This window comes from Haloarchaeobius salinus (assembly GCF_024464185.1).
Lineage (GTDB): Archaea > Halobacteriota > Halobacteria > Halobacteriales > Natrialbaceae > Haloarchaeobius > Haloarchaeobius salinus.
In genome coordinates this window covers 414,502-435,670 of the sequence record NZ_JANHAU010000002.1, presented here as the reverse complement: position 1 = coordinate 435,670, position 21,169 = coordinate 414,502, and the positions used below count along the sequence as shown (strand labels likewise).

Annotated in this window: 26 protein-coding genes; 20 read left to right on the top strand and 6 right to left on the bottom strand. The window is 68.2% G+C overall.

Features of this window, described 5'->3' with window-relative positions; translation table 11 throughout:
* Positions 1-145: 145 nt before the first annotated feature.
* Positions 146-2,080, bottom strand: coding sequence for an acetate--CoA ligase (locus tag NO345_RS08790; protein WP_256298401.1), 1,935 nt, complete (start codon positions 2,078-2,080; stop codon positions 146-148).
* Positions 2,081-2,246: 166 nt separating this feature from the next.
* Here NO345_RS08790 and NO345_RS08785 point away from each other — a divergent pair, with 166 nt between their 5' ends.
* The 6 genes from NO345_RS08785 to NO345_RS08760 all read left to right on the top strand — a co-directional run bounded on the left by NO345_RS08785 (position 2,247) and on the right by NO345_RS08760 (position 8,320).
* On the top strand, positions 2,247-3,590 hold the full coding sequence (locus tag NO345_RS08785; RefSeq protein WP_256298399.1) for an ABC transporter substrate-binding protein: 1,344 nt from the start codon (positions 2,247-2,249) through the stop codon (positions 3,588-3,590).
* A gap of 2 nt (positions 3,591-3,592) precedes the next feature.
* A complete protein-coding gene (locus tag NO345_RS08780) occupies positions 3,593-4,456 on the top strand; it encodes a branched-chain amino acid ABC transporter permease (RefSeq protein ID WP_256298398.1) in 864 nt (287 codons plus the stop codon).
* Positions 4,453-5,613 carry a branched-chain amino acid ABC transporter permease gene (locus tag NO345_RS08775; protein ID WP_256298396.1) on the top strand — a complete coding sequence of 387 codons (1,161 nt, stop codon included), beginning with the start codon at positions 4,453-4,455 and terminating at the stop codon, positions 5,611-5,613. Before NO345_RS08780 ends, NO345_RS08775 begins: the two co-directional genes overlap by 4 nt.
* Positions 5,610-6,422, top strand: a complete 813-nt coding sequence (locus NO345_RS08770; RefSeq protein WP_256298394.1) for an ABC transporter ATP-binding protein — start codon at positions 5,610-5,612, stop codon at positions 6,420-6,422. Before NO345_RS08775 ends, NO345_RS08770 begins: the two co-directional genes overlap by 4 nt.
* Positions 6,419-7,117, top strand: coding sequence for an ABC transporter ATP-binding protein (locus NO345_RS08765; RefSeq protein WP_256298393.1), 699 nt, complete (start codon positions 6,419-6,421; stop codon positions 7,115-7,117). Before NO345_RS08770 ends, NO345_RS08765 begins: the two co-directional genes overlap by 4 nt.
* Positions 7,118-7,180: 63 nt before the next feature.
* Positions 7,181-8,320, top strand: coding sequence for an acyl-CoA dehydrogenase family protein (locus NO345_RS08760; protein ID WP_256298392.1), 1,140 nt, complete (start codon positions 7,181-7,183; stop codon positions 8,318-8,320).
* Between the two features lie 58 nt (positions 8,321-8,378).
* Here NO345_RS08760 and NO345_RS08755 read toward each other — a convergent pair whose 3' ends face one another.
* Positions 8,379-9,503 carry a murein hydrolase activator EnvC family protein gene (locus NO345_RS08755; protein ID WP_256298390.1) on the bottom strand — a complete coding sequence of 375 codons (1,125 nt, stop codon included), beginning with the start codon at positions 9,501-9,503 and terminating at the stop codon, positions 8,379-8,381.
* Positions 9,504-9,629: 126 nt separating this feature from the next.
* Between NO345_RS08755 and NO345_RS08750 the strand changes: the two genes are divergently transcribed.
* Entirely contained in the window at positions 9,630-10,490 is an 861-nt protein-coding gene (locus tag NO345_RS08750) for a DUF7351 domain-containing protein (protein ID WP_256298388.1), read from the top strand.
* Between the two features lie 44 nt (positions 10,491-10,534).
* Here NO345_RS08750 and NO345_RS08745 read toward each other — a convergent pair whose 3' ends face one another.
* On the bottom strand, positions 10,535-11,965 hold the full coding sequence (locus NO345_RS08745; RefSeq protein ID WP_256298386.1) for a right-handed parallel beta-helix repeat-containing protein: 1,431 nt from the start codon (positions 11,963-11,965) through the stop codon (positions 10,535-10,537).
* A gap of 81 nt (positions 11,966-12,046) precedes the next feature.
* On the opposite strand from NO345_RS08745, the gene NO345_RS08740 reads away from it, so the two are divergent.
* The 4 genes from NO345_RS08740 to NO345_RS08725 all read left to right on the top strand — a co-directional run bounded on the left by NO345_RS08740 (position 12,047) and on the right by NO345_RS08725 (position 13,517).
* On the top strand, positions 12,047-12,439 hold the full coding sequence (locus NO345_RS08740) for a methylglyoxal synthase (RefSeq protein ID WP_256298384.1): 393 nt from the start codon (positions 12,047-12,049) through the stop codon (positions 12,437-12,439).
* Between the two features lie 74 nt (positions 12,440-12,513).
* A complete protein-coding gene (locus NO345_RS08735) occupies positions 12,514-12,750 on the top strand; it encodes a hypothetical protein (RefSeq protein ID WP_256298382.1) in 237 nt (78 codons plus the stop codon).
* Between the two features lie 53 nt (positions 12,751-12,803).
* Positions 12,804-12,929, top strand: coding sequence for a hypothetical protein (locus NO345_RS08730; protein WP_256298380.1), 126 nt, complete (start codon positions 12,804-12,806; stop codon positions 12,927-12,929).
* 102 nt (positions 12,930-13,031) lie between these two features.
* Positions 13,032-13,517: a cupin domain-containing protein gene (locus NO345_RS08725; protein WP_256298379.1), complete on the top strand. Its 486-nt coding sequence runs from the start codon at positions 13,032-13,034 to the stop codon at positions 13,515-13,517.
* Between the two features lie 161 nt (positions 13,518-13,678).
* On the opposite strand, the gene NO345_RS08720 is transcribed toward NO345_RS08725, so the two are convergent.
* A complete protein-coding gene (locus NO345_RS08720) occupies positions 13,679-13,993 on the bottom strand; it encodes a DUF4234 domain-containing protein (RefSeq protein WP_256298377.1) in 315 nt (104 codons plus the stop codon).
* Between the two features lie 147 nt (positions 13,994-14,140).
* Between NO345_RS08720 and NO345_RS08715 the strand changes: the two genes are divergently transcribed.
* From NO345_RS08715 to NO345_RS08685, 7 genes are all read left to right on the top strand, one after another.
* Positions 14,141-14,422: a winged helix-turn-helix domain-containing protein gene (locus NO345_RS08715; protein WP_256299554.1), complete on the top strand. Its 282-nt coding sequence runs from the start codon at positions 14,141-14,143 to the stop codon at positions 14,420-14,422.
* A 54-nt stretch (positions 14,423-14,476) separates the two neighbouring features.
* On the top strand, positions 14,477-14,779 hold the full coding sequence (locus NO345_RS08710; RefSeq protein ID WP_256298375.1) for a DUF8036 family membrane protein: 303 nt from the start codon (positions 14,477-14,479) through the stop codon (positions 14,777-14,779).
* Positions 14,780-14,877: 98 nt separating this feature from the next.
* Complete coding sequence (locus NO345_RS08705; RefSeq protein ID WP_256298373.1) at positions 14,878-15,468, top strand: COG4315 family predicted lipoprotein; 591 nt, start codon at positions 14,878-14,880, stop codon at positions 15,466-15,468.
* Between the two features lie 149 nt (positions 15,469-15,617).
* Positions 15,618-15,812 carry a cold-shock protein gene (locus NO345_RS08700; RefSeq protein WP_256298372.1) on the top strand — a complete coding sequence of 65 codons (195 nt, stop codon included), beginning with the start codon at positions 15,618-15,620 and terminating at the stop codon, positions 15,810-15,812.
* A gap of 617 nt (positions 15,813-16,429) precedes the next feature.
* On the top strand, positions 16,430-16,660 hold the full coding sequence (locus NO345_RS08695; protein ID WP_256298371.1) for a helix-turn-helix domain-containing protein: 231 nt from the start codon (positions 16,430-16,432) through the stop codon (positions 16,658-16,660).
* 89 nt (positions 16,661-16,749) lie between these two features.
* Positions 16,750-17,280 (top strand): 50S ribosomal protein L16, encoded by a 531-nt coding sequence (locus tag NO345_RS08690; protein ID WP_256298369.1) that lies wholly within the window; start codon positions 16,750-16,752, stop codon positions 17,278-17,280.
* Positions 17,281-17,310: 30 nt separating this feature from the next.
* Positions 17,311-18,186, top strand: a complete 876-nt coding sequence (locus NO345_RS08685) for an ATP-grasp domain-containing protein (protein ID WP_256298367.1) — start codon at positions 17,311-17,313, stop codon at positions 18,184-18,186.
* A gap of 39 nt (positions 18,187-18,225) precedes the next feature.
* On the opposite strand, the gene NO345_RS08680 is transcribed toward NO345_RS08685, so the two are convergent.
* Both NO345_RS08680 and NO345_RS08675 read right to left on the bottom strand, forming a co-directional pair.
* A complete protein-coding gene (locus NO345_RS08680; protein ID WP_089732030.1) occupies positions 18,226-18,615 on the bottom strand; it encodes an Hsp20/alpha crystallin family protein in 390 nt (129 codons plus the stop codon).
* Between the two features lie 105 nt (positions 18,616-18,720).
* Positions 18,721-19,734: a type II glyceraldehyde-3-phosphate dehydrogenase gene (locus NO345_RS08675; RefSeq protein ID WP_256298362.1), complete on the bottom strand. Its 1,014-nt coding sequence runs from the start codon at positions 19,732-19,734 to the stop codon at positions 18,721-18,723.
* A gap of 217 nt (positions 19,735-19,951) precedes the next feature.
* On the opposite strand from NO345_RS08675, the gene NO345_RS08670 reads away from it, so the two are divergent.
* Together NO345_RS08670 and NO345_RS08665 are read left to right on the top strand one after the other, a co-directional pair.
* Positions 19,952-20,170: a hypothetical protein gene (locus tag NO345_RS08670; protein WP_256298360.1), complete on the top strand. Its 219-nt coding sequence runs from the start codon at positions 19,952-19,954 to the stop codon at positions 20,168-20,170.
* 45 nt (positions 20,171-20,215) lie between these two features.
* On the top strand, positions 20,216-21,166 hold the full coding sequence (locus tag NO345_RS08665; protein ID WP_256298358.1) for an aminopeptidase: 951 nt from the start codon (positions 20,216-20,218) through the stop codon (positions 21,164-21,166).
* The last annotated feature ends 3 nt before the right edge of the window (positions 21,167-21,169 follow it).

The following is a 21,169-nucleotide window of genomic DNA, read 5'->3' as shown; positions in this document are numbered from 1 at the left end:
CACAGCCAGCGAAATAGTTGTATCGCCGCTTCAGTTCCGTCCAGCTCGGGGACTGGACGCTGGCCGGAGTCCGTTCGACTACAATCGACCATCTCTATTTCGGCTCTCTGTCAGCAGCGAACTCGTGTTGGCCTGGCGAGACGAGCTACTCGCGCTGGCGCGCCTCCAGCTCGCCGACGACCTCCGGGTTGCGCAGCGCGCTCGTGTCGCCGTAGTCCTCGCCGTTGGCGATGTCGCCGAGCAGTCTGCGCATGATCTTCCCGGAGCGGGTCTTCGGCAGGTCGGGCGTGAACACGACCTCGTCGGGCGTCGAGCCCGCGCCGATGGCAGCCGAGACCGCCGCGTCGACGTCGTCGTGCGAGACGGTCGCGCCGGCCGGACCGTCCTCGGTGGTGACGTAGGCGACGATGGCGGTCCCGACGTCTGGATCGTCGCGACCGATGACGGCCGCCTCGGCGACGCCGTCGACCTCGACGATGGCGTGCTCTATCTCGGCGGTGCTGAACCGCCGGCCACCCACGTTCAGCACGTCGTCGACCCGACCGAGCACGGTGACGTAGCCGTCCGCGTCGGTCACCGCCTCGTCGCCGACGCGGTAGCGCCAGCGCCCGGCCGCGTCGGCCGCCGCGCCCCACTCGCTGGCGGTGGCGAGCTCGCGCGCCATCGCGGGCCAGGGCCGGTCGACCGAGAGCCAGCCCCGCTCGCCCGGGGGACAGACCGCGTCGGCGTCGTCGCGGACGGTGGCGTCGATACCGGCCAGTGGCCGGCCGACCGAGCCGGGCTTCATCGCGTCGACCCCCGGCAGCGTCGTCAGCAGCACCGCACCCGTCTCGGTCTGCCACCAGGTGTCGACCACGGGGCAGTCGCCGCCGCCGACGTGCTCGTGGTACCAGTGCCACGTCTCCGCGTCGAGCGGCTCGCCGACGCTGCCGAGGAGCCGGAGGCTGGAGAGGTCGTGCGCATCGGGCGACGCCGTCCCCCACTTCATGAACGAGCGGACGACGGTCGGGGCGGTGTAGAGGACGTTCACGCCGTTCCGCTCGACGACCTCCCACGGCCGGTCGCGGTCGGCCGCGTCGGGGCTCCCCTCGCTCAGGACGGTCGTCGCGCCGAGCGAGAGCGGGCCGTAGACGACGTAGCTGTGGCCGGTGATCCAGCCGAGGTCGGCGGTGCTCCAGACCGTCGTCCCGGGGTCGACGTCGAGCACGCGCTCGCTCGTCCAGACGACCTGCGCGAGGTAGCCGCCGGTGGTGTGGGTGACGGCTTTGGGCTCGCCGGTCGTGCCCGAGGTGTACATCCGGAAGAGCGGGGCCGAGGCCTCGCGCGGGACGGGGTCGACGGTCGCACCCTCGTTCGCCGCGAGGATGTCGTCGTAGCGGGCGGTGTCGTCGCCGCCGTCGCGCCCGCTGCCGGCGGCGAGCCGGTCGACGACGACCGTCGCCTCGAGCTCGTACGGGAGCGCCATCCGCGCGTTGTCCGCCCGGCGGCGCTGGTTCACCGCCTCGCCGCGACGGTAGTAGCCGTCGCAGGTGACGAGGTAGCGCGACTCCGCACGCTCCATCCGGGTGGCGAGCGCGTCCGCCGAGAAGCCCGCGAAGACGACGTTGTGAACGGCACCGATACGGGCGCAGGCGAGCATCACCGCGACCGCCTCCGGGATCGAGGGCAGGTACGTCGTCACCACGTCGTCGGCCCCGACGCCGAGGTCGCGCAGGCCGGCCGCGACGGCGTTCACCTCGTCGAACAGCTCGCGGTAGGTGTACGTGACGTGCTCGTCGAGGTGGCCCTCCCAGACGAGCGCGACGTCGTCGCCACGCTCGTCGAGGTGCCGGTCGAGGCAGTTGACGGAGGCGTTCAGCTCGCCGTCCGCGAACCAGCGGAACGGCGGTCGGCCGTCGGCCGACTCGAGGACCGCCCCGTACTCGCGGTGCCAGTCGAGCCGGTCGGCCGCCGCCGCCCAGCAGTCCGGCCACGGCGCGTCGAACGCCGTCGAACCGGCCGACCCGACGGCGGCCTGCGCGACGAACGCCGCCGGCGGGTCCACCACCTCACCCACCTGCGGTTCGTCCGACCCGGTCATCGCTTGGACATACGCGTTCGGTCGCATAAGGCTTCGGCCACCATCGAGGCGAGTCCGGCGGCAAGACGCCACCTAATACGTCCTTCGAGTCATCGAACTCCTTCCATGTCATATGGCAACAGACCCCGTGTATTAAGTACCATTGGGGTAAAGCAGACAGTCGAGTATGGTTAACGATGGTAACCAAAATACGGTCAGAGACTCACAGGGCAAAGAAACTGCGGGGCGGGGTGGGACTCGCGAGGCCATCCTCCGCCGCCGACCGCTGCTGAAGGCGGCCGGTGCCGGCACCGGACTGGCGCTGTCGGCGGGCTGTCTCGACAGCTTCGCCGGAGGCGGTGGCGGCGGACGGGAGGAGCTCGACGGCCCGCTGAAGATCGGCGTGCTCGCGCCCGAGCCGGCGAACAATCCCATCGGCGCGTCCATCGCGAACGGGGCACGCCTCGCGGCACAGCAGCTCACCGAGAACGGCGGGGTCGACGGCAACGACGTGGAGGTCGTCGTCAAGGACACGAAGGAGGACCCCGGCACTGGCAAGCAGAAGTACCAGGAGTTCATCCTCGACGACGAGGTCCACGCGACCACGGGCATCTTCACCAGCGAGGTGCTCCTGAACATCCTCGACGACATCGCCGACCAGCAGAAGGTCCACCTGACGACCGGCGCGGCGACGCCCGAGGCGAGCGCCCGGGTCAACGAGGACTACGACGAGTACAAGTACCACTTCCGGACCGGCCCCATCAACGCCTACCACCTCGGCACGAACCTCGTCGACTTCGGCGAGGAGATGTTCGACGAGATGGGCTGGGAGCAGATCGCGGTCCTCGTCGAGGACTACGAGTGGACCCGCCCCGTCTCGCGGGCGCTCGACGACCAGCTGGGCGACACCGGCGTCGAGGTCGTGATGCGCGAGCGCTACGCCAGCGGCACGGAGAACTTCACGCCAATCTACGACGAGGTCGAGTCGTCCGGGGCGGACGCGGTGCTGACGGCGATGGCCCACACCGGGACGCCCGCCATCGTCCAGTGGGCACGACAGCAGCGCGGCTTCGAGTTCGGCGGCATCCACGTGCCGATGCAGCTCCCCTCCTACTCGGCGGCGACCGAGGGGGCCTGCCAGTTCGGCATCACCCAGAACTCGGCGACGCCCACCTCGGAGGTGACCGAGAAGACGGTGCCGTTCGCGAACGCCTACCAGTCCGAGTTCGGGAGCTATCCCGTCTACACCGGCTACATCACGTTCGACGCGGTCAAGCAGTACGCACAGGCCGTCTCGACTGCTGGCTACGTCAGCTCCGACGAGGTCGTCACGGCGCTCGAGGACAGCTCCTACCGGGGCACGGCGGGCACCATCGAGTACTACGCCTCGGACCACGAGTACGCCCACGACGTGAAGTACGGGCAGGACACGGTCTGGCCGCTGTTCCAGCAGTGGCAGGACGGCAGCCAGGAGGTCATCTACCCCGAGAGCCTCGCCACCGCCGACTACGCCAGCCCACCCTGGATCTGAGCATGGTCGACGTGGCTACACTGGCCGTGAACTCGGTCATCATCAGTGCGCTGTACGCGCTGGTCGCCATCGGGTTCACGCTCATCTTCGGCGTCGGCGGCGTCCTCAACCTCTCCCACGGTGCGACCATCACGCTCGGAGCCTTCGCAGCCTACTACGCCAGCGGCGGCATCGTCGAGGCGGGCGTCGGCGGGGCCGTCCTCGCCGCCATCGTCGTCCCGGCGCTGTTCAGCGCGGTCGTCTACAAGGGGCTCATCGAGCGCATCCAGGACCAGCCCATCATGGTGATGATACTGACGCTGGTCGTCGCCATCGCCGTCGAACAGGTGTTCCTCGTCGCCGAGGGCACACAGCCGAAGTCCATCCCGTCGCTGCTCGACGGGACGGTCGCACTCGGCGGGAGCAAGTTCCAGACGAACCTGCTGGTCGTGTTCGCGCTCTCGTGGCTCATCATCGCCGCGCTGTTCTACACCATCAACAACACCGAGACGGGCAAGGCCATCCTCGCGACGAGCATGACGACGAAGGGGGCCGCGCTGGTCGGCATCGAGAGCGACCGCGTCAACCTCTACACCTGGGTCGTCGCGGGCGCGCTCGCCGGGGTCGCCGGGCTGTTCCTCGGCTCGTTCCAGACCGCGAACTTCGCGATGGGCCGCGGGCCGCTGATGCTCTCCTTCGCCATCGTCGTCATCGGCGGCATCGGGAGCGTCAAGGGCAGCCTCGTCGGGGCGTACGTCATCGGCACGGCTGAGGTCCTGACCGGGGCGGTGAGCACACGGCTGACCGGGCTCGTCCCGCTCCTGTTGCTCATCCTCGTCCTGCTCGTCAAACCTGAAGGCCTGTTCGGGAGGGAGCTCGCCGAATGAGCGCCGACGCGACCGCTACCCGCGGACTGACCGGGTGGCTCGACCCGCGGCGCTACGGGATCCGCCACCAGGTCGGCGCGGTCGGCCTCGTGCTGCTCGCGTTCGCACCCTACCTCGTGCCGACGGTCTGGGTCCGGAACCTCACCATCGCACTGTTCTTCGCGATGTTCGCGATGAGCTGGGACGTGGTGTCGGGCTACACCGGGCAAATCAGCTTCGGGCACGCCTTCTTCTTCGCCATCGGGGGCTACTCGTCGGCGCTGCTCAACCTGGAACTCGGCCTGCCGCCGGTCGTGACGGTGCCCATCGCCGTCGTCGTCACCGTCGTCGCCGGCCTGCTCGTCGGCGTCCCCGCACTGCGACTGCGCGGGCCGTACTTCTCGCTGGTGACGTTGGTCGCGCCGACCATCCTGCTGAACGTCTTCATCCTGTTCAGCGGCACGTTCGGCGGCGAGCTCGGGCTGGACTCGCCGGCCCCCATCCTCAGCTTCGACGATCTCGTCGTCACGCTGGTGGCGAACTACTACCTCGCGTTCGCGCTGTTCGTCGGCATCCTCGCCGTGCTGCTCGCGGTGACCCGGTCCGACGCCGGCGCGGTGTTCACCGCAATCCGCGAGGACGAGGACGCCGTCGCCGCCTCCGGGCTCAACCCGGCGAAGTTCAAGGTGTTCGCGTTCGCGCTGAGCGCCGCCGTCGGCGGCCTCGCCGGCGCGGTGTTCGTCCACACGCCCGTCGGCAACCCGAACCCCTCGCAGCTGCTCGCGCTGACGGTGAGTATCGAGGTCATCATCGCCGCCATCCTCGGCGGGATGGGCACCATCGTCGGCGCGGCCGTCGCGGGCATCTTCCTGCGGCTGTTCCAGCTCTACCTCGGCACCGTCGAGTACGTCGTCCCCGTCCTCGACACTGCCGTCGCGGACGTGGACCTGCTGCTGTTCTCGCTGGTGACGCTCGTCCTGCTGTTCGCGCTGCCCGGCGGCATCGTCCGCTGGGCCGTCCACGGCGGCGGCACGGCGCTCGACAACATCAGGGGGCGCGACGCGGCGACCGACGGCGGGCGCGATCCGCCCGACCGCGACGTCCTCGATGCGGTGCAGGAACGCTGGCGCGAAGACGTCGCCGATCTCCAGGCCAGGGTCGGAGGTGGGCGCCGATGAGCACCGACGCCGACGAGCGGCCCGCGGACTGGGACGCCGAGTCGGGCGACGACGCGGACAGCCTCGACCCTGACGACGGCCTGCTCGTCATCCGGAACCTGACGAAACGGTTCGGCGGCCTGACCGCCGTCGACGACCTCTCCCTCGCGGTCGAGGAGGGCGAGATACTGGGCTTTATCGGCCCCAACGGTGCGGGGAAGTCGACGACGTTCAACTGCGTCACCGGCACGTATCGCCCGACTTCGGGGACCGTCTGGTACCGCGGCGAGGACGTGACCGGCGTCGCGACCCACGAGATGGTCGGCCGGGGACTGGCGCGGACCTTCCAGTCGTTCCGGCCGCTCCACGACCGCTCGGTCGTCGACAACGTGCGGCTCGCGCTGACGCCCGACCGGCTGTTCTCGCTGTCGGGACTGCGCGGGACGACCCACCAGCGGGCCGTCGAGATGTGCGAGCGCGTCGGCCTCGGCGACCGGTTACACCAGACCCCGGACGAGCTCCCTCACGCCGGGATGCTCCGGCTGGAGCTGGCCCGGGCGCTGGCGACCGACCCCGACCTGCTGCTCGTCGACGAGCCGTTCGCCGGGCTCGCCGGGAACGAGGTCGCGGAGCTGTCCGAACTGTTCGAGTCGCTCCGCGAGGAGGGCATCACGCTCGTCGTCGTCGACCACAACATGCGCGGGCTGCTCTCGCTCATCGACCGCGCCGTCGTCATCCAGTTCGGCGCGAAGATAGCGGAGGGGACGCCGGAGGAGATCCGCGACGACCCGACCGTGCAGGAGGCGTACCTCGGGGGTGACACGCTGTGACGACGCTCGCCGTCGAGGACCTCGAAGTCCGGTACGGACAGATAACCGCGCTCCGCGACGTGGATCTCACCGTCAGCGACGACGAGATGGTCGCCGTCGTCGGCCCGAACGGAGCCGGGAAGTCCACACTCGCTAACACGGTCTCGGGCTTCCTGCCCTACTCGGGGCGCATCAGCTACCGGGAGGCGGACATCGCCGGGCTGTCGACCCAGGAGCTCGTGCAGCGTGGGCTCATCCACTGCACCGAGTCGCGCGACCTGTTCGGCTACCTCTCCGTCGAGGACAACCTCACGCTGGGAGCCTACGCGAAGTCCGACGCACGGGCGGGGCTCGACGCCGTCTACGACCTGTTCCCGCGCCTCGAGGAGCGCCGGAACCAGCCCGCCCGGACGATGAGCGGCGGCGAACAGCAGATGCTCGCCATCGGCCGCGCGCTGATGGGCGACCCGTCGCTGCTCGTGCTCGACGAGCCGACGCTCGGGCTCGCGCCGGTCGTCCTCGACGACATCAGCGACGGGCTCGACCGCATCCGCGACGACGGCGTCTCCGTGCTGCTCTGCGAGCAGAACGTCACGTTCGCGCTCCAGCACGCCGACCGCGTCTACCTGCTGGAGAACGGCCAGATTCAGCGCGACGGCGACCCGGATCTGCTCCGCGACGACGAGTACGTCCGCGAGGTGTACCTCGGGACCTGACCGGAGGTTAACAGTAGTAACACTCTGGAACACATTCTTTACGATGGAATCCGTGGTTGGGGTATGTCGTTCCAGCTGTCCGCCGAACAGCGGGCCATCCGCGACGCGGTCCGCGAGTTCGGCGACAACGAGATCAGACCGGTGGCCCGCGAGCACGACGAGGCGAAGCAGTACCCGCACGACCTCGTCCAGCAGGCCGCCGAGTACGACCTCGTCGCGCCGACCATCGACCCCGAGTACGGCGGCGCGGGGATGGACCTGCTAGAGAGCGTACTCGTCACCGAGGAGCTCTGGCGGGCCGACCCGGGCATCGGGAGCGCCATCGGCTCCCGCGGGTTCGGTTCGACGATGATACAGGAGTTCGGCGACGACTGGATGAAGGAGGAGTGGCTGCCCCGGGTCGCGAGCGGCGAGTCCGCGACCTGCTCCTGCATCTCCGAGCCGGCCCACGGCTCGAACGTCGCCGGCATCGAGACGCGCGCCGAGAAGGACGGCGACGGGTGGGTCCTGAACGGGAACAAGATGTGGATAACGAACGGGACGGTCGCCGACGTCGCCGTCGTCATGGCCAAGACCGACCCCGGTGCCGGCCACCGGGGCATCACCGCGTTCCTCGTCCCTACTGACCTCGACGGCTTCGAGACGACGAAGATCGACAACAAGCTCGGCATCCGCGCCTCCGACCTCGCCGAGATCGTCCTGGACGACGTATGCATCCCCGCGGAGAACGTCATCGGCGAGGAGAACCGGGGGTTCTACCAGCTCATGGCGTTCTTCGCGGACGGTCGGACGAACGTCGCCGCGCAGGCCATCGGGACGGCCCAGGCCGCCCTCGACGCCGCGGTCGACTACGCCGGCGAGCGCGAGCAGGGCGGCCAGCCCATCGCCGAGTACCAGGCCATCCGGCACAAGATCAGCGAGATGGCGACGAACGTCGAGGCCGCGCGGTCGCTGGCGTATCGGGCCGCCACCCACGTCGAGTCGGGCGACGACGACGTCGCCGCGAAGTTCGCCAGCATGGCGAAGCTGTTCGCCAGCGAGCACGCCGTCGACGTCGCCGACGAGGCGATCCAGGTCCACGGGGGCGCGGGCTACGTCACCGACCACCCCGTCGAGCGGTTCTACCGCGACGCCCGCATCACGAAGATCTACGAGGGCACCAGCGAGATCCAGAAGAACATCATCGCCGACCGGCTGCTCTGAGCGGTCCGCCACGCTCTTCGGCAGTGCGGGACAGGCACAGCCGGAGCGCGAGGTGCGGTCAGTCCTCGGGCGCGACGGCCGCCGATTCCGTGTCGTCCTCGCCGGCCGATGCCGGGTCCGTCGTCGGCTCGTAGCTGACCCGCTGGCCGCTGTGGACGTAGCCGCGCTCGTAGTGCGTCCGCCCGGCGTCCGGGTGGTCGGTCGTCACGTCGTCGAACTGCACCGGCAGTCCCGCACCGAGGTACAGCCTCGGGTGGTCCTGTACCTGGAAGTGCAGGTGTGGCTCGCTGGAGTTGCCCGAGTGTCCACAGCGGCCCACCGGCTCGCCGCGCTCGACCCGGTCCCCGGGCGAGACGGCGACGCTCCCCTCCCGCAGGTGCGCCAGGACGCTGTACTCGTCGCCGTGGTCGACGACGACGTAGTTCCCGAAGATGCGGTACTGGAGCGGGTCGAGCCAGCCCGTCGTGTGGGGGCTGTCCCGGTGGCCGTCCTTCGCCGCGACGACCGTCCCGTCGGCGGGGGCGAGCATCGGTTCGTCGAAGCAGTAGAACGACTCGACGCCGCCGCTCCCGTCGTGGCTCCGGCCGTCCGCGTCGGTGACGACGAAGTCGTACGCGTACCGCTGCTGGATGGGGAACCACGAGTGGGAGTACCAGCGGTCGGGGCTCCCGTTGACGGTCGTCCACTCCCCGTCGAAGGGGAGGCGGTAGTCCACGTCGCTCTCGTGCGTGGCCGGCGACGGCGGCGAACCCCGGTGGCGCACGACCGCGAGGACCGTCCCGACGATCTGGAACATGCCCTGGACCACGATGGCCGGGTGCACCATCACCAGCAGGATCTGGAGCGCCTTGAGCGGGCTCGACTCGTAGCCCGACTCGATCCAGTCGCCCGGGCCGTCGACCGCCGTACCGTCCGCCGGGTCCGACCCGTCACCGAAGCGCGACAGGAGCCCGTCGACCGCGTAGCGCACGAGGGCGAGTGCCGGCGGCACGAGGAAGAAGAGCCAGAACAGCATGAACAGCTCCATGATCGCGAGCGCGGGGACCGCGGACTCCAGATAGCCCAGCAGTCCGACGGGACCGAGCAGTCCGAGGCGGAAGCTCCACGTGTTGATCCACTCGAACCACCGGTCGGTCCGGGTTCGCCCCTCGCCGACCGGGTGGGAGACCGAATCCGTCGTCATCACTCCATCCTGCTGTCGACCGCGTCTTAGTGGTTTTGCGAGTTCGAGTTCACAAGCCCTGTTGACACATCACGCGACACCAGGACGACCAGCAGCCTGATTGTGCACTCGGGCCAACAGACAGCCATGACGGACGGCGATGGCGAACCGACCGCGGACCCACGCGAGGCGTTCTCCCTGCTCGCACACGACACCCGACTCGACATCGTCCTCGCGTCGCTGTCGAACTGGCGTGGCTCCCGGACCGAACCGCAGTCGTACTCCGAGCTGATGGCCGCCGTCGGGCTGGCGGACAGCGGGAAGTTCAACTACCACCTCCAGTCGCTCCTCGGGACCTACCTCCGCGACGTGGAGGGCGGCTACGTGCCGACCGCCAGCGCGACCGCGCTCTACCGGACCGCCCTGGCGATGCGCCCGACGGCGAGCCCCGACCGGACCGAGGTCGACGTGGACTCGACCTGTTCGGACTGCGGGAGCGAGCTGACCGGCCGGTACGAGCACGGCTTCTTCACCGTCCACTGTCCCGCTTGCGAGGCCACCCCCGAGCGGTTCACCATCACGTTCCCGGCCCGGGGACTCGACGGTCGCGACGGCCCGGCGCTGGTCGAGGCGGTCCACCGACGCACCCGCCACCACGTCTCGCTCGCCCGGAGCGGGCAGTGCCCGGCCTGCGCCGGGACGGTCAGCCCGAGTCTGCTGGAGGACGACATCCCGGGCTACGGACGTCTCGCCTGCGACGCCTGCTCGTGGCTCGTCGTCGTCCCGGTCCTGTTCGCGCTCAGCCTCGACTTCCGGGTCGTAGCCGCCCTGACCGCGCTCGACGTGCCCATCGACGACCTGTACATGTGGGAGTATCCCGAGCCGAGCGTCGCGAGCGACGGGGACGTGTACGAACTCGAGCTCGAGGAGGACGGCCGGACCGCGACGGTCAGGCTCGACGAGGCGCTCGACGTGCTGTCCGTGACGGTGGACGGTGACCCCCTGTAGCCGTCCGCCCCGGGGGCGACCGCGGCCGCCCGCTCGCCGGCCCCTCAGAACTCGTAGTTCCGCTCGACGACGAGGTCAGCCTGCACGTCGAGACTGGCGTCGTAGCTGACGTTGCCGGAGACGACGCCGGTCGAGCACTCCTTGATCTCGAGTCGGCCACCACCAGAACAGTCGAACAGGTTGTCGCGCACGAGGAGGCGTTCGGCGCTGGCGAGCAGGCCCACGTCGTTCGGGATCCGTTCGAACGTGTTGTGCTCGACGACGAGCGTCCGGAGGCGACGACCGGTCTCGGTGAACCAGGTGAGCGCGTTGGGCCCGCCGCCCTCGAAGTGGTTGTTCCGGATGCGGACGCTCCCGAGCGACTCGTCGGAGTCGAAGAGGATGTGCGCCGACGTCTCGCTGGCGTCGATGTCGGGGAGGACGAACGTGTTGTCCGAGATGTGGACCGAGTCGACGGTGGTGTCCGCGAACTCGATCTGCCCGGAGGCGATGTCGGGCAGGTAGTTGTCCACGAACACGTTTCCCGTGATGACGATGTTGCCGCCCGCCCTGTCGGAGTCGTCTATCTTGATCCCGTGCCCGTTGTTCTCGAAGTGGTTGTTCGCGATGACGGCGTCCGTGGCGGCGAGGTCGAACACGTCGCCCGTCTCGAGCCCGTTGTTCAGGAACGTCGAGTCGACGATGCGGAGGTGGGGCGCGGAGGTGTGGTAGCCGTGGCGGTCGCTGTCGCGAATTATGCAGTTGTCGATGGTGACGTGGTCGGCGTCGTTGTCCTCGCCGATACCGTAGCCGCCGTTGCCGTCGACGCTCTTCCCGCCGAAGACGACGCAGTCGCGGAACGTCACGTGGCGGACGTTGGCCCGAACGTCGGCCGTTCTGGTCCGTGTCGTCCGTGCGTCCTTGTTGCCGTCGAGGACGAGCCCCTGGAGTGTGACGTGCTCTGTCGACCCGTCATCGGATTCGATGGCGAAGTCGGTCTGGGACTCGCCGTCGTCACGGGGGTGGTCTTGGAACGTCAACCGCGCGAAGTCAGAACGGACCTCGGTGTGGCTGCTGGTCATGTCCAGCTGGCGGTCCGGCGTGTACTCCGCGCGGCGGATGAACACGCGGCCGCCCTCGACGTGGCCGTCCGCCAGCGCGTCGAACGTTGCCTGCAGGACGCGGCCGTCGTCGGAGCCGGCCGCGCCGCTGAACTCGACTTCGAGCGTCTGGCCGTTGTAGGCGCGTATCTCGTCGTCCTCCTTCGTGACGACGTAGGCCGCCGGAAGCAGGCCGGAGCCGTCGGCGACCGGCTCCTGCCCCTCGGTCGTCGTCTCCGTCCCCTCGGTCGGCTCTGCGGTCGTCTCCACGGTGGTCGCCCCGTCGGTCTCGGTCGCCGTCCCCGGGTCGTCGCTGCCGGAGCAGCCCGCGATGCTCCCCATGCCGATGGTCGCGCCCGCACCGAGCACCCGGCGTCGCGTGACGTCTCTGCCCATGAACTGTCGTGTCACGTCGGGAACATAGGTGTTTCCGCCGACGCAGGAACGCTCTTGCCGCCGGCGACCGACACGGTGTACATGACACGCATCGCGCTCATCGCACACGACGACGAGAAGCCGGAGATGCTCGACTTCGCCGCCACGCACCGCTCGTACCTCGACGGCATCGACATCGTGACGACCGGCACGACCGGCACCCGCATCCAGGAGGAGGTCGGCATCGAGGTCGAACGCAAGGCCTCCGGCCCGATGGGTGGCGACCTCCAGATCGGTGCCGAGGTCGTCGACGAACGCCTCGACGGCATCGTCTTCCTTCGCGACCCGCTCACGGCCCAGCCCCACGAGCCCGACATCTCCGCGCTGTTGCGCATCTGCGACGTCCACGACACGCCGCTTGCGACGACCCGGTCGAGCGCCGAGTTCCTGCTCGCGGGCGTGGCGAGGGGCGACGGTGTCAGCCTCGACGGGTGAGAGAACCAACTAAAGGCGGCGTGGCTCACTGTGTAGGCCCGGCTTCGAATCGGTTCGCGCCCGTTCGTCCTCCCATGGGGGAAGACAAACACGGCATCGACATCGAGGAGGACACCGAGCTGGAGACGGCCGACGACGCCGACGAGGAGGACCGCGAGGAGGCCGAAGCCGAGGCCCGCGAGGCGGAACGTCGTGCGGAGCAGCGACAGACGGAACACGACATCGAACAGGAGTCCGAGCTCCGCGAGACGGAGGCCAGTGAACAGGAGAACCCGGACAACCACCGCGACGACGAGCCGTTCCAGTCGTAGCGGGCGGGTCGCATCGGGCCGCCAACCACGCCGTCGGCGCTCCAACCCACAGCATGAAAGCATCTACACTCGCCATCGCAGTTGGACTGGGCCTGTTCGTGCTCCCGATTCCCGGTACGTTCATCACCGGTGCACTCGTCGTGCTGGCAGGCGGATTCGCGAGCTGGCTCGGGTCCTAGCGACCCATGCTGTCGGACTTTCTACCGCAGATTTCCCACCGACGGAGCACCACGACCGCCCACGGGCGAACGCTTACGTCGCTCCTTTCGGAACAGCGAACCATGCCAATCGTCAACGCGGACGACCTGGAGTGGACGACGGTCGGCGACGGGGAGGACGCCCTCCGCCGCAGGAAGCTGGCCGACCCGGCCGGCGGCGAGGCGCTTGGTTGCAGCCTGTACGAGCTCCCGGCCGGCGGGAAGTCGTGGCCATATCACTACCACACGGCCAACGAGGAGGCGATGTACGTCCTCGACGGCGAGTGTACGCTCCGGCTCGACGGCGAGATGATCGCACTGACGGCGGGCGACTACGTGGCGCTGCCGGCGGACGAGCGCGGCGCACACCGGGTGGTCAACGACAGCGACGGCCCGGTCAGGTACCTCGCGATGTCGACCATGGCGGAGCCGGACGTGACGGTGTACCCCGACTCCGGGAAGATCGGCGTGTTCGTCGGCTCACCACCGGGCGGGTCGGGCGAGCGCAGCGTCCACGGCTACTACCGCATCGACGACGACGTGGACTACTGGGCGGGAGAGGAGGGATAGTCCCACTCGACCCGCGACAGCGATCGCGGCGACGACTGGGTGCGCTCGGTGAGAGACCGCTCCGTCAACGGCTGGGCGAGCCGGGTACCGGGACTGTAAAATATATCGCCGTCTGGCGGTTCCGAAGGACCCTTCAGTCTGGCTCTGGGGTCCGCACCCACTCAGTTAGCGGCTACGTCGTTGATGCCGGACTGGATCCAGTACCACGCCAGGACGCCGGTGAAGATCCAGCCGAGCAGGATGACCATTCGGTCCTTGTCCGTCACAGCCTCGGCGGCACCGGCCATCTGCCAGATCACGAGGAGGTTGACGAACGGGATGAAGACCAGAATCGGCGACAGACTCTGGTCGGTGCCCTGGTCGAGTTGTTCGGCGGTGGTGTAGTTCCAGTATAGCATATACAGGCCGAACGTTACGATCGAGAACAGGACCTGCTTTCCGAGTGATTTCTGTTCGAACGCTGTCGGGTCCGTCACCTGCGGTCTTCCTGACATACAGCCTATCAATTACAAGGCCCATATATAGTACTTTGGGAAGGGGAAACAGTGAGCTATCGCTATCCCGGGGCGGGCCCGGTGTCCACCGTGTACGTTTACAAGCACCTCCCGAGTACCGTCGGACGGATGGAGGGCGTGCTCTGGTACGTGCTGGCGAGTTCACGCGGGGGGCCGTCACGTGTCCGTATCGTGCGCGCGCTCGACGAGCGCCCGCGCAACGCCAACCAGCTCGCGACCGAGCTCGACCTCGACTACACCACGGTGCGCCACCACCTCGACGTGCTGCTCGAGAACAACGTCGTGGACCGGAGTGGCGACGAGTACGCGGCGGTGTACACGTTCACCGACGCCACACGGGCGAACTGGGACATCGTCGAGGAGATACTGGCGACGGTGGGAGAGGACTAAGTATGGACGAAATTTGGACAACACGGATTACGGTCCGCACACGAGGGGTGAACGATGACGGTCTGGCTTGAGGTGGCCCTGGCCGCCGCTGGAGTCAACGTGCTGTTGCTGCTCGCGCTGGGCTCGGTGTGGCTCCGGGGCTACCGACAGCACGGTGCCCAGCACACCCTCGGCCTGCTGGTGTTCGCGGGCTTCCTCCTCGTCGAGAACCTGCTGTGGGTGTACTTCTACCTGCTCCACCCCGCGTTCGTCGGCTGGTTCGAGGCGACCACCACCGAGGTGCAGGTGGGGATGACGATGCTCTGCGGGCTGGAGCTCGTCGCCCTGCTGTTCCTCGTGCGCATCACGTGGCGGTGAGACGGCCGGACCGAGCCCCCGTCGACGCGCGCGATGTCGGACGAATTTTGGACTGAGTTCGGAAAACCCTCTTCAGCAACTGTGCCAACAGTTCTCACATGGAACGTACACGACGGACGTTGCTCGGCGCGGTCGCGGGAACGCTCGCGGTCGCCGGCTGCCTCGGTGACGGCGGCGGCGGTGCCGGTGACGGGACGACGACCGCACCCCCGACGACCCAGCCCGCGGCGGCGGAGACCACCGCCGCCGAGACCACGGTGGCCGGGACGACCACAGATGACGCCGGCGGCGGTGGGACGGTCCAGGTTCGCGGCCATCCCGACCACGGCGACATCCTCGTCGGTCCCGACGGACTGACCCTGTACATGTTCGACCAGGACGAGCAGGGGTCGGGCGCGAGTAGCTGCACCGGTGGCTGTGCCGACGCGTGGCCCCCGCTGACGGTCGACGGCGACGCAGTGGCGGGCGACGGTGTCGACGCGATGTTGACGACGTTCGACCGTGACGACGGCTCGACGCAGGTCGCCGCGGACGGCTGGCCGCTGTACTACTACGCCAGCGACACCGAGGCGGGTGATGCGACGGGTCAGGGCGCGAACGACGTCTGGTGGGTGCTCGCACCCGATGGCTCGCCGGTCCGACCGACCGACACGACGACCGACGGTGGCGGCGGTCCTGGTCCCTACTGACACCTCCGAGCGATCACTCGCGGCCGAGCACCGCCGTGAAGTGCCAATCTGGCTCGAATTCGCCCGAGAGCGCCCGGATACACCCCCGATATCGGGCTCGAACCGAACGCGGAAGCCTTATCGGTCTCCCGCTCGTTAGTCCAGTTGCAATGGCGAAAGGCAAGGTTGATTTCTTCAACGACACTGGCGGCTACGGTTTCATCGACACTGAGGACGCGGACGAGGACGTTTTCTTCCACATGGAGGACGTTGGCGGACCGGACCTCGAAGAGGGACAGGAGATCGAATTCGAGATCGAGGACGCCCCGAAGGGCCCGCGCGCAAAGAACGTAACCCGTCTCTGAGCGTCGGCTCCTAACGGACGCCCACGATCCGATTCACGCTCGCGCCCCTTTCGGCGCGAGCCACAACTTCGACCACGAGGAGCACCGCTCCTCGCATCCATCCTGCGAACGGTCGCTCGCCGGTCAGTGACGACGCCGTCCGTGGCGATTACGGCGGGTGCGTACACGAACGGACAGTTTCCCGACTCCACACCCCTCCGAGACACACATTCAGGCAGATTCTGTCCAGATAACTATCTGAGACAGCACTATTATAGGAATATAAGTGTCCAAACTTGCGCTATTGGGCAAGATTTTAATACACCGGCACGTAGCCATGCTTGCAGCGGTGACCCGCTGTGCGCTGGAGTGCACCTGTCGACGCGAGTCTGCAGGATCTCCGTGTGCTGCCGTCACTCATGCTCTGACGGCGGCCGTGAGTGGCTGCACGGCCGCCGTCCCCGTGTCCTACACACCACGGAGCGACGGCTGTCCCCGTCGCCCCAGACGGCGAGCCGCACTGTGCGATACACACCCAGCCGAGGGAGCGTGTATCATTACATATCGAAGGCAATATTAGGTATTTTCATCGCATTGGGCATAGCTTTATATCTGATGCAGACGTCGTTTGAGATACAATGAGCACCCAACGCGCTGCCCTCAGACAGACCACCGAACCGATTCCCGCGGAGCTCACGTCGCCGACGGCGAAGCTGATCTACCTCTACCTCGACACCGCCGGTCAGTCGACCGTCGACGAGATGCAGCAGTCGCTCGACGTCCCGAAGCTCGCGCTGTTCTCGGTCCTCGGCTCGCTGACCGACTCCGGCCTCGTCGAGTGCGACGGCGACTGCTACGCCGCCAGCTGAGTCCGCCGTTCGACCGGCCGTTCTCTCTCCTGCCCGCTCCGCTTCGAAGCCTTTATTCGCGCGCTCGGCCTCAGTTGCCCGTAATAACCATGTCCGACAAACCGGCGTCGATGTACCGGGAGATCTCCAAGCCCGCGTACACACGACGCGAGTACATCACCGGCATCCCCGGCTCGAAGATCGCACAGCACAAGATGGGCGACACCGCCAGCGACCCCGACGACTGGCCCGTCCAGATCTCGCTGGTGCTCGAGGAGGAGTGCCAGCTGCGCCACGGCTCGCTCGAGGCCTCCCGGCTGTCGGCCAACCGCCACCTCATCAAGACCCTCGGCGAGGGCAACTACTACATGATCCTCCGGAAGTTCCCGCACCACGTCATCCGCGAGAACAAGCAGGCCACCGGCGCGGGTGCCGACCGTGTCTCCGACGGCATGCGCCAGTCCTTCGGGAAGATCGTCGGCACCGCCGCCCGCGTCCCGAACGGTGAGCGACTGTTCACCTGCTGGTGCACCGTCGAGCAGGCCCCCGAGGTCAAGGACGCCTTCCGCCGCGCCTACAACAAGATCTCCCCGCCCTGTCGCGTCGTCGTCGAGCGCGGCGAGGAGAAACTCATCGCGTAGGCTTTTTGTTCCGGGGTCGAACCCTGTCACATGGTCGACCTCGCAGTCGTCAACCGTGCCGAGACGTTCGAGCGGATGCGCGAGCCGCTCGCCGAGCGCGGCATCTCCGTCCACCACGCCCAGGTGAAAGAGCGCACCCTCGCGCTCTCACCCGATTCGGCACCGTTCTCCCGCGACCAGTTCGACGCCGGCTTCGTCTATCCGGGCCGGATGATGGAGGGTGGCGTCGCCGACGCGCTACTCGACGTGCCCTGGCTCAACGGCCGCGACGCGGTGCTCACCTCGCGCAACAAGGCGGGCATCCTCGCGCGGCTCGAACGCGCCGGAGTTCCCGTGCCGCGGTCGGTCTACGTCTCGAATCCGGCCGACGAGTCCGCCGTGGCCGATGCCGTCGCGTCGCTCGACCCGCCGGTCGTCCTCAAACCGAACTCCACGACGAGGGGCATCGGCGTCGCGAAGGTGCCCGACCTCGACTCGGCGCTCGGCGTCACGGACTACCTGAACCTCGTCCACGACTTCCGGGCGACCGGCGACCGCTCCTACCTCGTCCAGGAGTTCGTCCCCGACGCCCGCGACTACCGGGTGATGGTGCTCGACGGCGAGTACGTCGGCGCGGTCGAACGCCGGCTCTCGGATGCCGACCGCGAGGCCGGGCGCTGGAAGCACAACGTCCACCGGGGAGCCGAGGCGACGCCCGTCGACCTCGACCCCGGGTACCGGCGGCTCGCAGAACGGGTCGCCGACGAGCTCGGGGTCCGCTTCCTCGGCGTCGACCTGCTCGTCGGGACGGAAGACGTGCTGGTCAACGAGACGAACGCGCGCCCGACGATCGACGACGCCGCGAAGTACGAGGACGGGTTCTGGGACCGGCTCGCAGAGGCGATTCGGGAGACCGCGAGCGCGTAGCCGGCGGCTCGCGGCGGAAAGACGGAGGACGGCAGGTCGCTACTTCAGGTCGATGCCCGCGGAGGTGTCCAGTCGCTCGAAGACGACCTCGAGCACGCCGTTGTTGTAGGTCGCTGTCGCGTTGTGCTCGTCGACGCGGCTCGGAAGTTCGACGCGCTCGTGGTACTGTCGGTGCTCGCTCTCTGCACCGATGGTGAGTGCCTCGCCGTCGCACTCCAGCTTGATGTTCTCTTTCTCGACACCCGGGAGGTCCGCCACCACGCGGATCTCGTCGTCGGTCTCGTGGATGTCGACGTGCGTGTCCGAGCCGAAGCCTGCGTCGCCCTCGAACTGCATGTCGACCGACCGGTCTCCCATCATCTCGTTCATCATCCGCTCGATCTCCTTGAAGAAGTCGTCGAACGGCTCGTCACGGTCGTCACGACGCATGGCAGTTCCTTGCGGCCGTCACGTCAAAAGCCTTCTGTCCCGGTCAACGTCGCCGGTTCCGGGCCGTGCTAGCGTTCGAAATCTGCCGGAACGGGAGCGTCCACCCTACAGCCCCATCCCGAGGGCCTCGTTCGTCGTCTCGATGCTGTCGGCGGCGTCGCTCTCGCCGAGGATGGCCCGCACCGCGTCGACGTTCTCCGGCACCACGTCGGACTCCTGGTGGATGGCCTGGAACAGGTACAGGTCGTTGCCCTCCATCGTGATGGACTCGCCCCAGATGCAGTTCTCCCAGATGTCGGCGCGCGGCCGGCCCACGTCCTGGGCGTACTCCTTGAGCTTGCCCGCGCCGTCGATGGCCATGTGCTCGTCGATGACGAACGTTCGGGACTGGGACTCGAGCAGCTCGCGGACCTCGCCCGCGTCGGGCGTCGATTCGAGCTCGACGTTGACGCTGTGGGTGTGCATGAGCGTCGCGGGCACCTTCAGCCCGAGCGTGTCGATGGCGAGGTCGGGGAAGATGGTGTTCACGTCGGGGCCGTGGTGTGAGGGGAGGCTGACCGGGTTCGGCAGGATGTCGTTGATGGGGCCGCGGCCGGTCTGGGCGGGGTCGCCGCCGCGACGGACCAGCGTCGCGCGCACCTTCTCGATGCCGTACTCCTCCTGGAGCGGCGCGACCAGCCGGGAGAGCCCGGTCGTGTTGCAGGAGACGACGCGGGCGACGTCCGCGCCGGTGGTCTCGTCGAAGTTCGCTCGGGCGTTGAAGCTCACGTCGGCGGCGTCGGCGTCCTCGCCGCCCTGGAGGAGCGCGGGCGTGTCGTGCTCGCGGTACATGGAGACGTTGTCCGCGCCGATGCCCGAGGGACAGGCGTCGACGACCACGTCGGCGGCCGCGACGAGCTCGTCGACCGTGCCCGCGAGCTCGATATCGGCGTCGTCGAACAGTGGGATGCGGTCCTCGATGGCGGCGTAGAGGGGGTAGCCCTTGTCGACGGCCGTCTCGGCCTCGAAGTTGGGACGTGTCTTGGCGACGCCGACGACCTCCATGTCGGGCTGGGCTCGCACCGCGTCCGCGACGCGCTTGCCGATGGTACCGTAGCCGTTGATGGCCACCTGGATCATACCGGAACGTCGATAGCCCCGCGAGATAACCGTTTCGAGGCTCCGCCCTACTTCGTCGGCGAGTAAGTCCTCGCGCGACGGAACCGGCTCCCGTCCCGGACGGATCTAATCGGTCGTTAGGCGGTCAGCACCCGTCACCCGGCAGCGATAACACTTCATTTCTGGATATATACGATGAAAATTCTTTTAGTAGCTGTTCGCGTAGCCGGAATCAACCATGCTCTCCGCGGGGATGTTCGTCGCCGGGCTGGTGCTGTTCGTCGGCGGCGTGAGTGCCATCCGGACCACGCCGGGCGGGACAGAGCCCGCGGACACCTTCCTCACCGGCCGCGCCCGCCGCCACCACCGCGACGGCCCGATGGACTACGTGCAGGTCGACGGCGCGGTGCTCGGTATCCTCGGTCTGCTCGTGATGCTCGGGACGACGCTGCTCTGAGCGCAGACGGCAAACCCTAACAGGGCTCCGGCCGACCGGTCGGGTATGACCGACCTCCGCGAACCCGCCGAAACCGCAATCCGCCAGTGTCTGAACCTCGCCAGCGACGAGTCCTGCGCCGTCGTCACCGACGACAAGCGCCGCCCCATCGGCGAGGCATTGTACGAGGTCGCGAGCGAGATAACGGACGACGCCACCCTGCTCCGCTACCCGCCGGGGAACCAGCACGGCGAGGAACCGCCCGAACCCGTCGCCGCCGCGATGGCGGCCAGCGACGTGTTCCTCGCACCGACGACGAAGAGCATCAGCCACACCCGCGCCCGCGGCGACGCCTGCGAGGCCGGCGCGCGCGGCGCGACCCTCCCCGGCATCACCGAGGAGGTGTTCCTGACCGGGCTGGACGCCGACTACGCGAACATCGCCGCCGAGTGCGAGTCGATGCTCGAACAGGTCGCAGACGCCGACGAGATCCGCGTCACCACCGAACTGGGCACCGACATCACGTTCGAGCCGGGCGACCGCGACTGGCGCTCGGACACCGGCATGGTCCACGAGCCCGGCGAGTTCTCCAACCTCCCCGCCGGCGAGGTGTTCGTCTCCCCCGAGACCGCGAACGGCACCTACGTCGTCGACGGCACCATCGACCCCCACGGCCTGCTCGAGGCGGGCGAGACGGTGACCATCGAGGTCGAGGACGGCTACGTCACCGCCACCGACTCCGAGGAGATCGACGCGATGCTCGAGACTGCCGCCGAGGAAGTAGGCCAGGACGCCTACAACCTCGCCGAACTCGGCATCGGCACCAACGTCGCCGTCACCGAACTCGTCGGGAGCGTCCTGCTCGACGAGAAGGCCGGCGGCACCGTCCACATCGCCTTCGGCGACGACGCCGGCATCGGCGGCGACACCAGCGCACCCCTCCACCAGGACGGCATCATCCGCGACCCCACCGTCTACGCCGACGGGGAGGAAGTCGACCTGCCGACGGTGGAGTGAACC

Bases quoted from the DNA above. Each gene is read 5' to 3' on its own strand.
- NO345_RS08700 (WP_256298372.1), top strand. From the start codon at position 15,618: ATGGCGAAAGGCAAGGTTGATTTCTTCAACGACACTGGCGGCTACGGT.
- NO345_RS08785 (WP_256298399.1), top strand. From the start codon at position 2,247: ATGGTTAACGATGGTAACCAAAATACGGTCAGAGACTCACAGGGCAAA.
- NO345_RS08730 (WP_256298380.1), top strand. From the start codon at position 12,804: ATGAAAGCATCTACACTCGCCATCGCAGTTGGACTGGGCCTGTTCGTG.
- NO345_RS08680 (WP_089732030.1), bottom strand. From the start codon at position 18,615: ATGCGTCGTGACGACCGTGACGAGCCGTTCGACGACTTCTTCAAGGAG.
- NO345_RS08770 (WP_256298394.1), top strand. From the start codon at position 5,610: ATGAGCACCGACGCCGACGAGCGGCCCGCGGACTGGGACGCCGAGTCG.
- NO345_RS08750 (WP_256298388.1), top strand. From the start codon at position 9,630: ATGACGGACGGCGATGGCGAACCGACCGCGGACCCACGCGAGGCGTTC.
- NO345_RS08725 (WP_256298379.1), top strand. From the start codon at position 13,032: ATGCCAATCGTCAACGCGGACGACCTGGAGTGGACGACGGTCGGCGAC.
- NO345_RS08755 (WP_256298390.1), bottom strand. From the start codon at position 9,503: ATGACGACGGATTCGGTCTCCCACCCGGTCGGCGAGGGGCGAACCCGG.
- NO345_RS08675 (WP_256298362.1), bottom strand. From the start codon at position 19,734: ATGATCCAGGTGGCCATCAACGGCTACGGTACCATCGGCAAGCGCGTC.
- NO345_RS08735 (WP_256298382.1), top strand. From the start codon at position 12,514: ATGGGGGAAGACAAACACGGCATCGACATCGAGGAGGACACCGAGCTG.
- NO345_RS08740 (WP_256298384.1), top strand. From the start codon at position 12,047: ATGACACGCATCGCGCTCATCGCACACGACGACGAGAAGCCGGAGATG.
- NO345_RS08690 (WP_256298369.1), top strand. From the start codon at position 16,750: ATGTCCGACAAACCGGCGTCGATGTACCGGGAGATCTCCAAGCCCGCG.
- NO345_RS08705 (WP_256298373.1), top strand. From the start codon at position 14,878: ATGGAACGTACACGACGGACGTTGCTCGGCGCGGTCGCGGGAACGCTC.
- NO345_RS08695 (WP_256298371.1), top strand. From the start codon at position 16,430: ATGAGCACCCAACGCGCTGCCCTCAGACAGACCACCGAACCGATTCCC.
- NO345_RS08760 (WP_256298392.1), top strand. From the start codon at position 7,181: ATGTCGTTCCAGCTGTCCGCCGAACAGCGGGCCATCCGCGACGCGGTC.
- NO345_RS08685 (WP_256298367.1), top strand. From the start codon at position 17,311: ATGGTCGACCTCGCAGTCGTCAACCGTGCCGAGACGTTCGAGCGGATG.
- NO345_RS08715 (WP_256299554.1), top strand. From the start codon at position 14,141: ATGGAGGGCGTGCTCTGGTACGTGCTGGCGAGTTCACGCGGGGGGCCG.
- NO345_RS08790 (WP_256298401.1), bottom strand. From the start codon at position 2,080: ATGACCGGGTCGGACGAACCGCAGGTGGGTGAGGTGGTGGACCCGCCG.
- NO345_RS08780 (WP_256298398.1), top strand. From the start codon at position 3,593: ATGGTCGACGTGGCTACACTGGCCGTGAACTCGGTCATCATCAGTGCG.
- NO345_RS08745 (WP_256298386.1), bottom strand. From the start codon at position 11,965: ATGGGCAGAGACGTCACGCGACGCCGGGTGCTCGGTGCGGGCGCGACC.
- NO345_RS08665 (WP_256298358.1), top strand. From the start codon at position 20,216: ATGACCGACCTCCGCGAACCCGCCGAAACCGCAATCCGCCAGTGTCTG.
- NO345_RS08775 (WP_256298396.1), top strand. From the start codon at position 4,453: ATGAGCGCCGACGCGACCGCTACCCGCGGACTGACCGGGTGGCTCGAC.
- NO345_RS08710 (WP_256298375.1), top strand. From the start codon at position 14,477: ATGACGGTCTGGCTTGAGGTGGCCCTGGCCGCCGCTGGAGTCAACGTG.
- NO345_RS08670 (WP_256298360.1), top strand. From the start codon at position 19,952: ATGCTCTCCGCGGGGATGTTCGTCGCCGGGCTGGTGCTGTTCGTCGGC.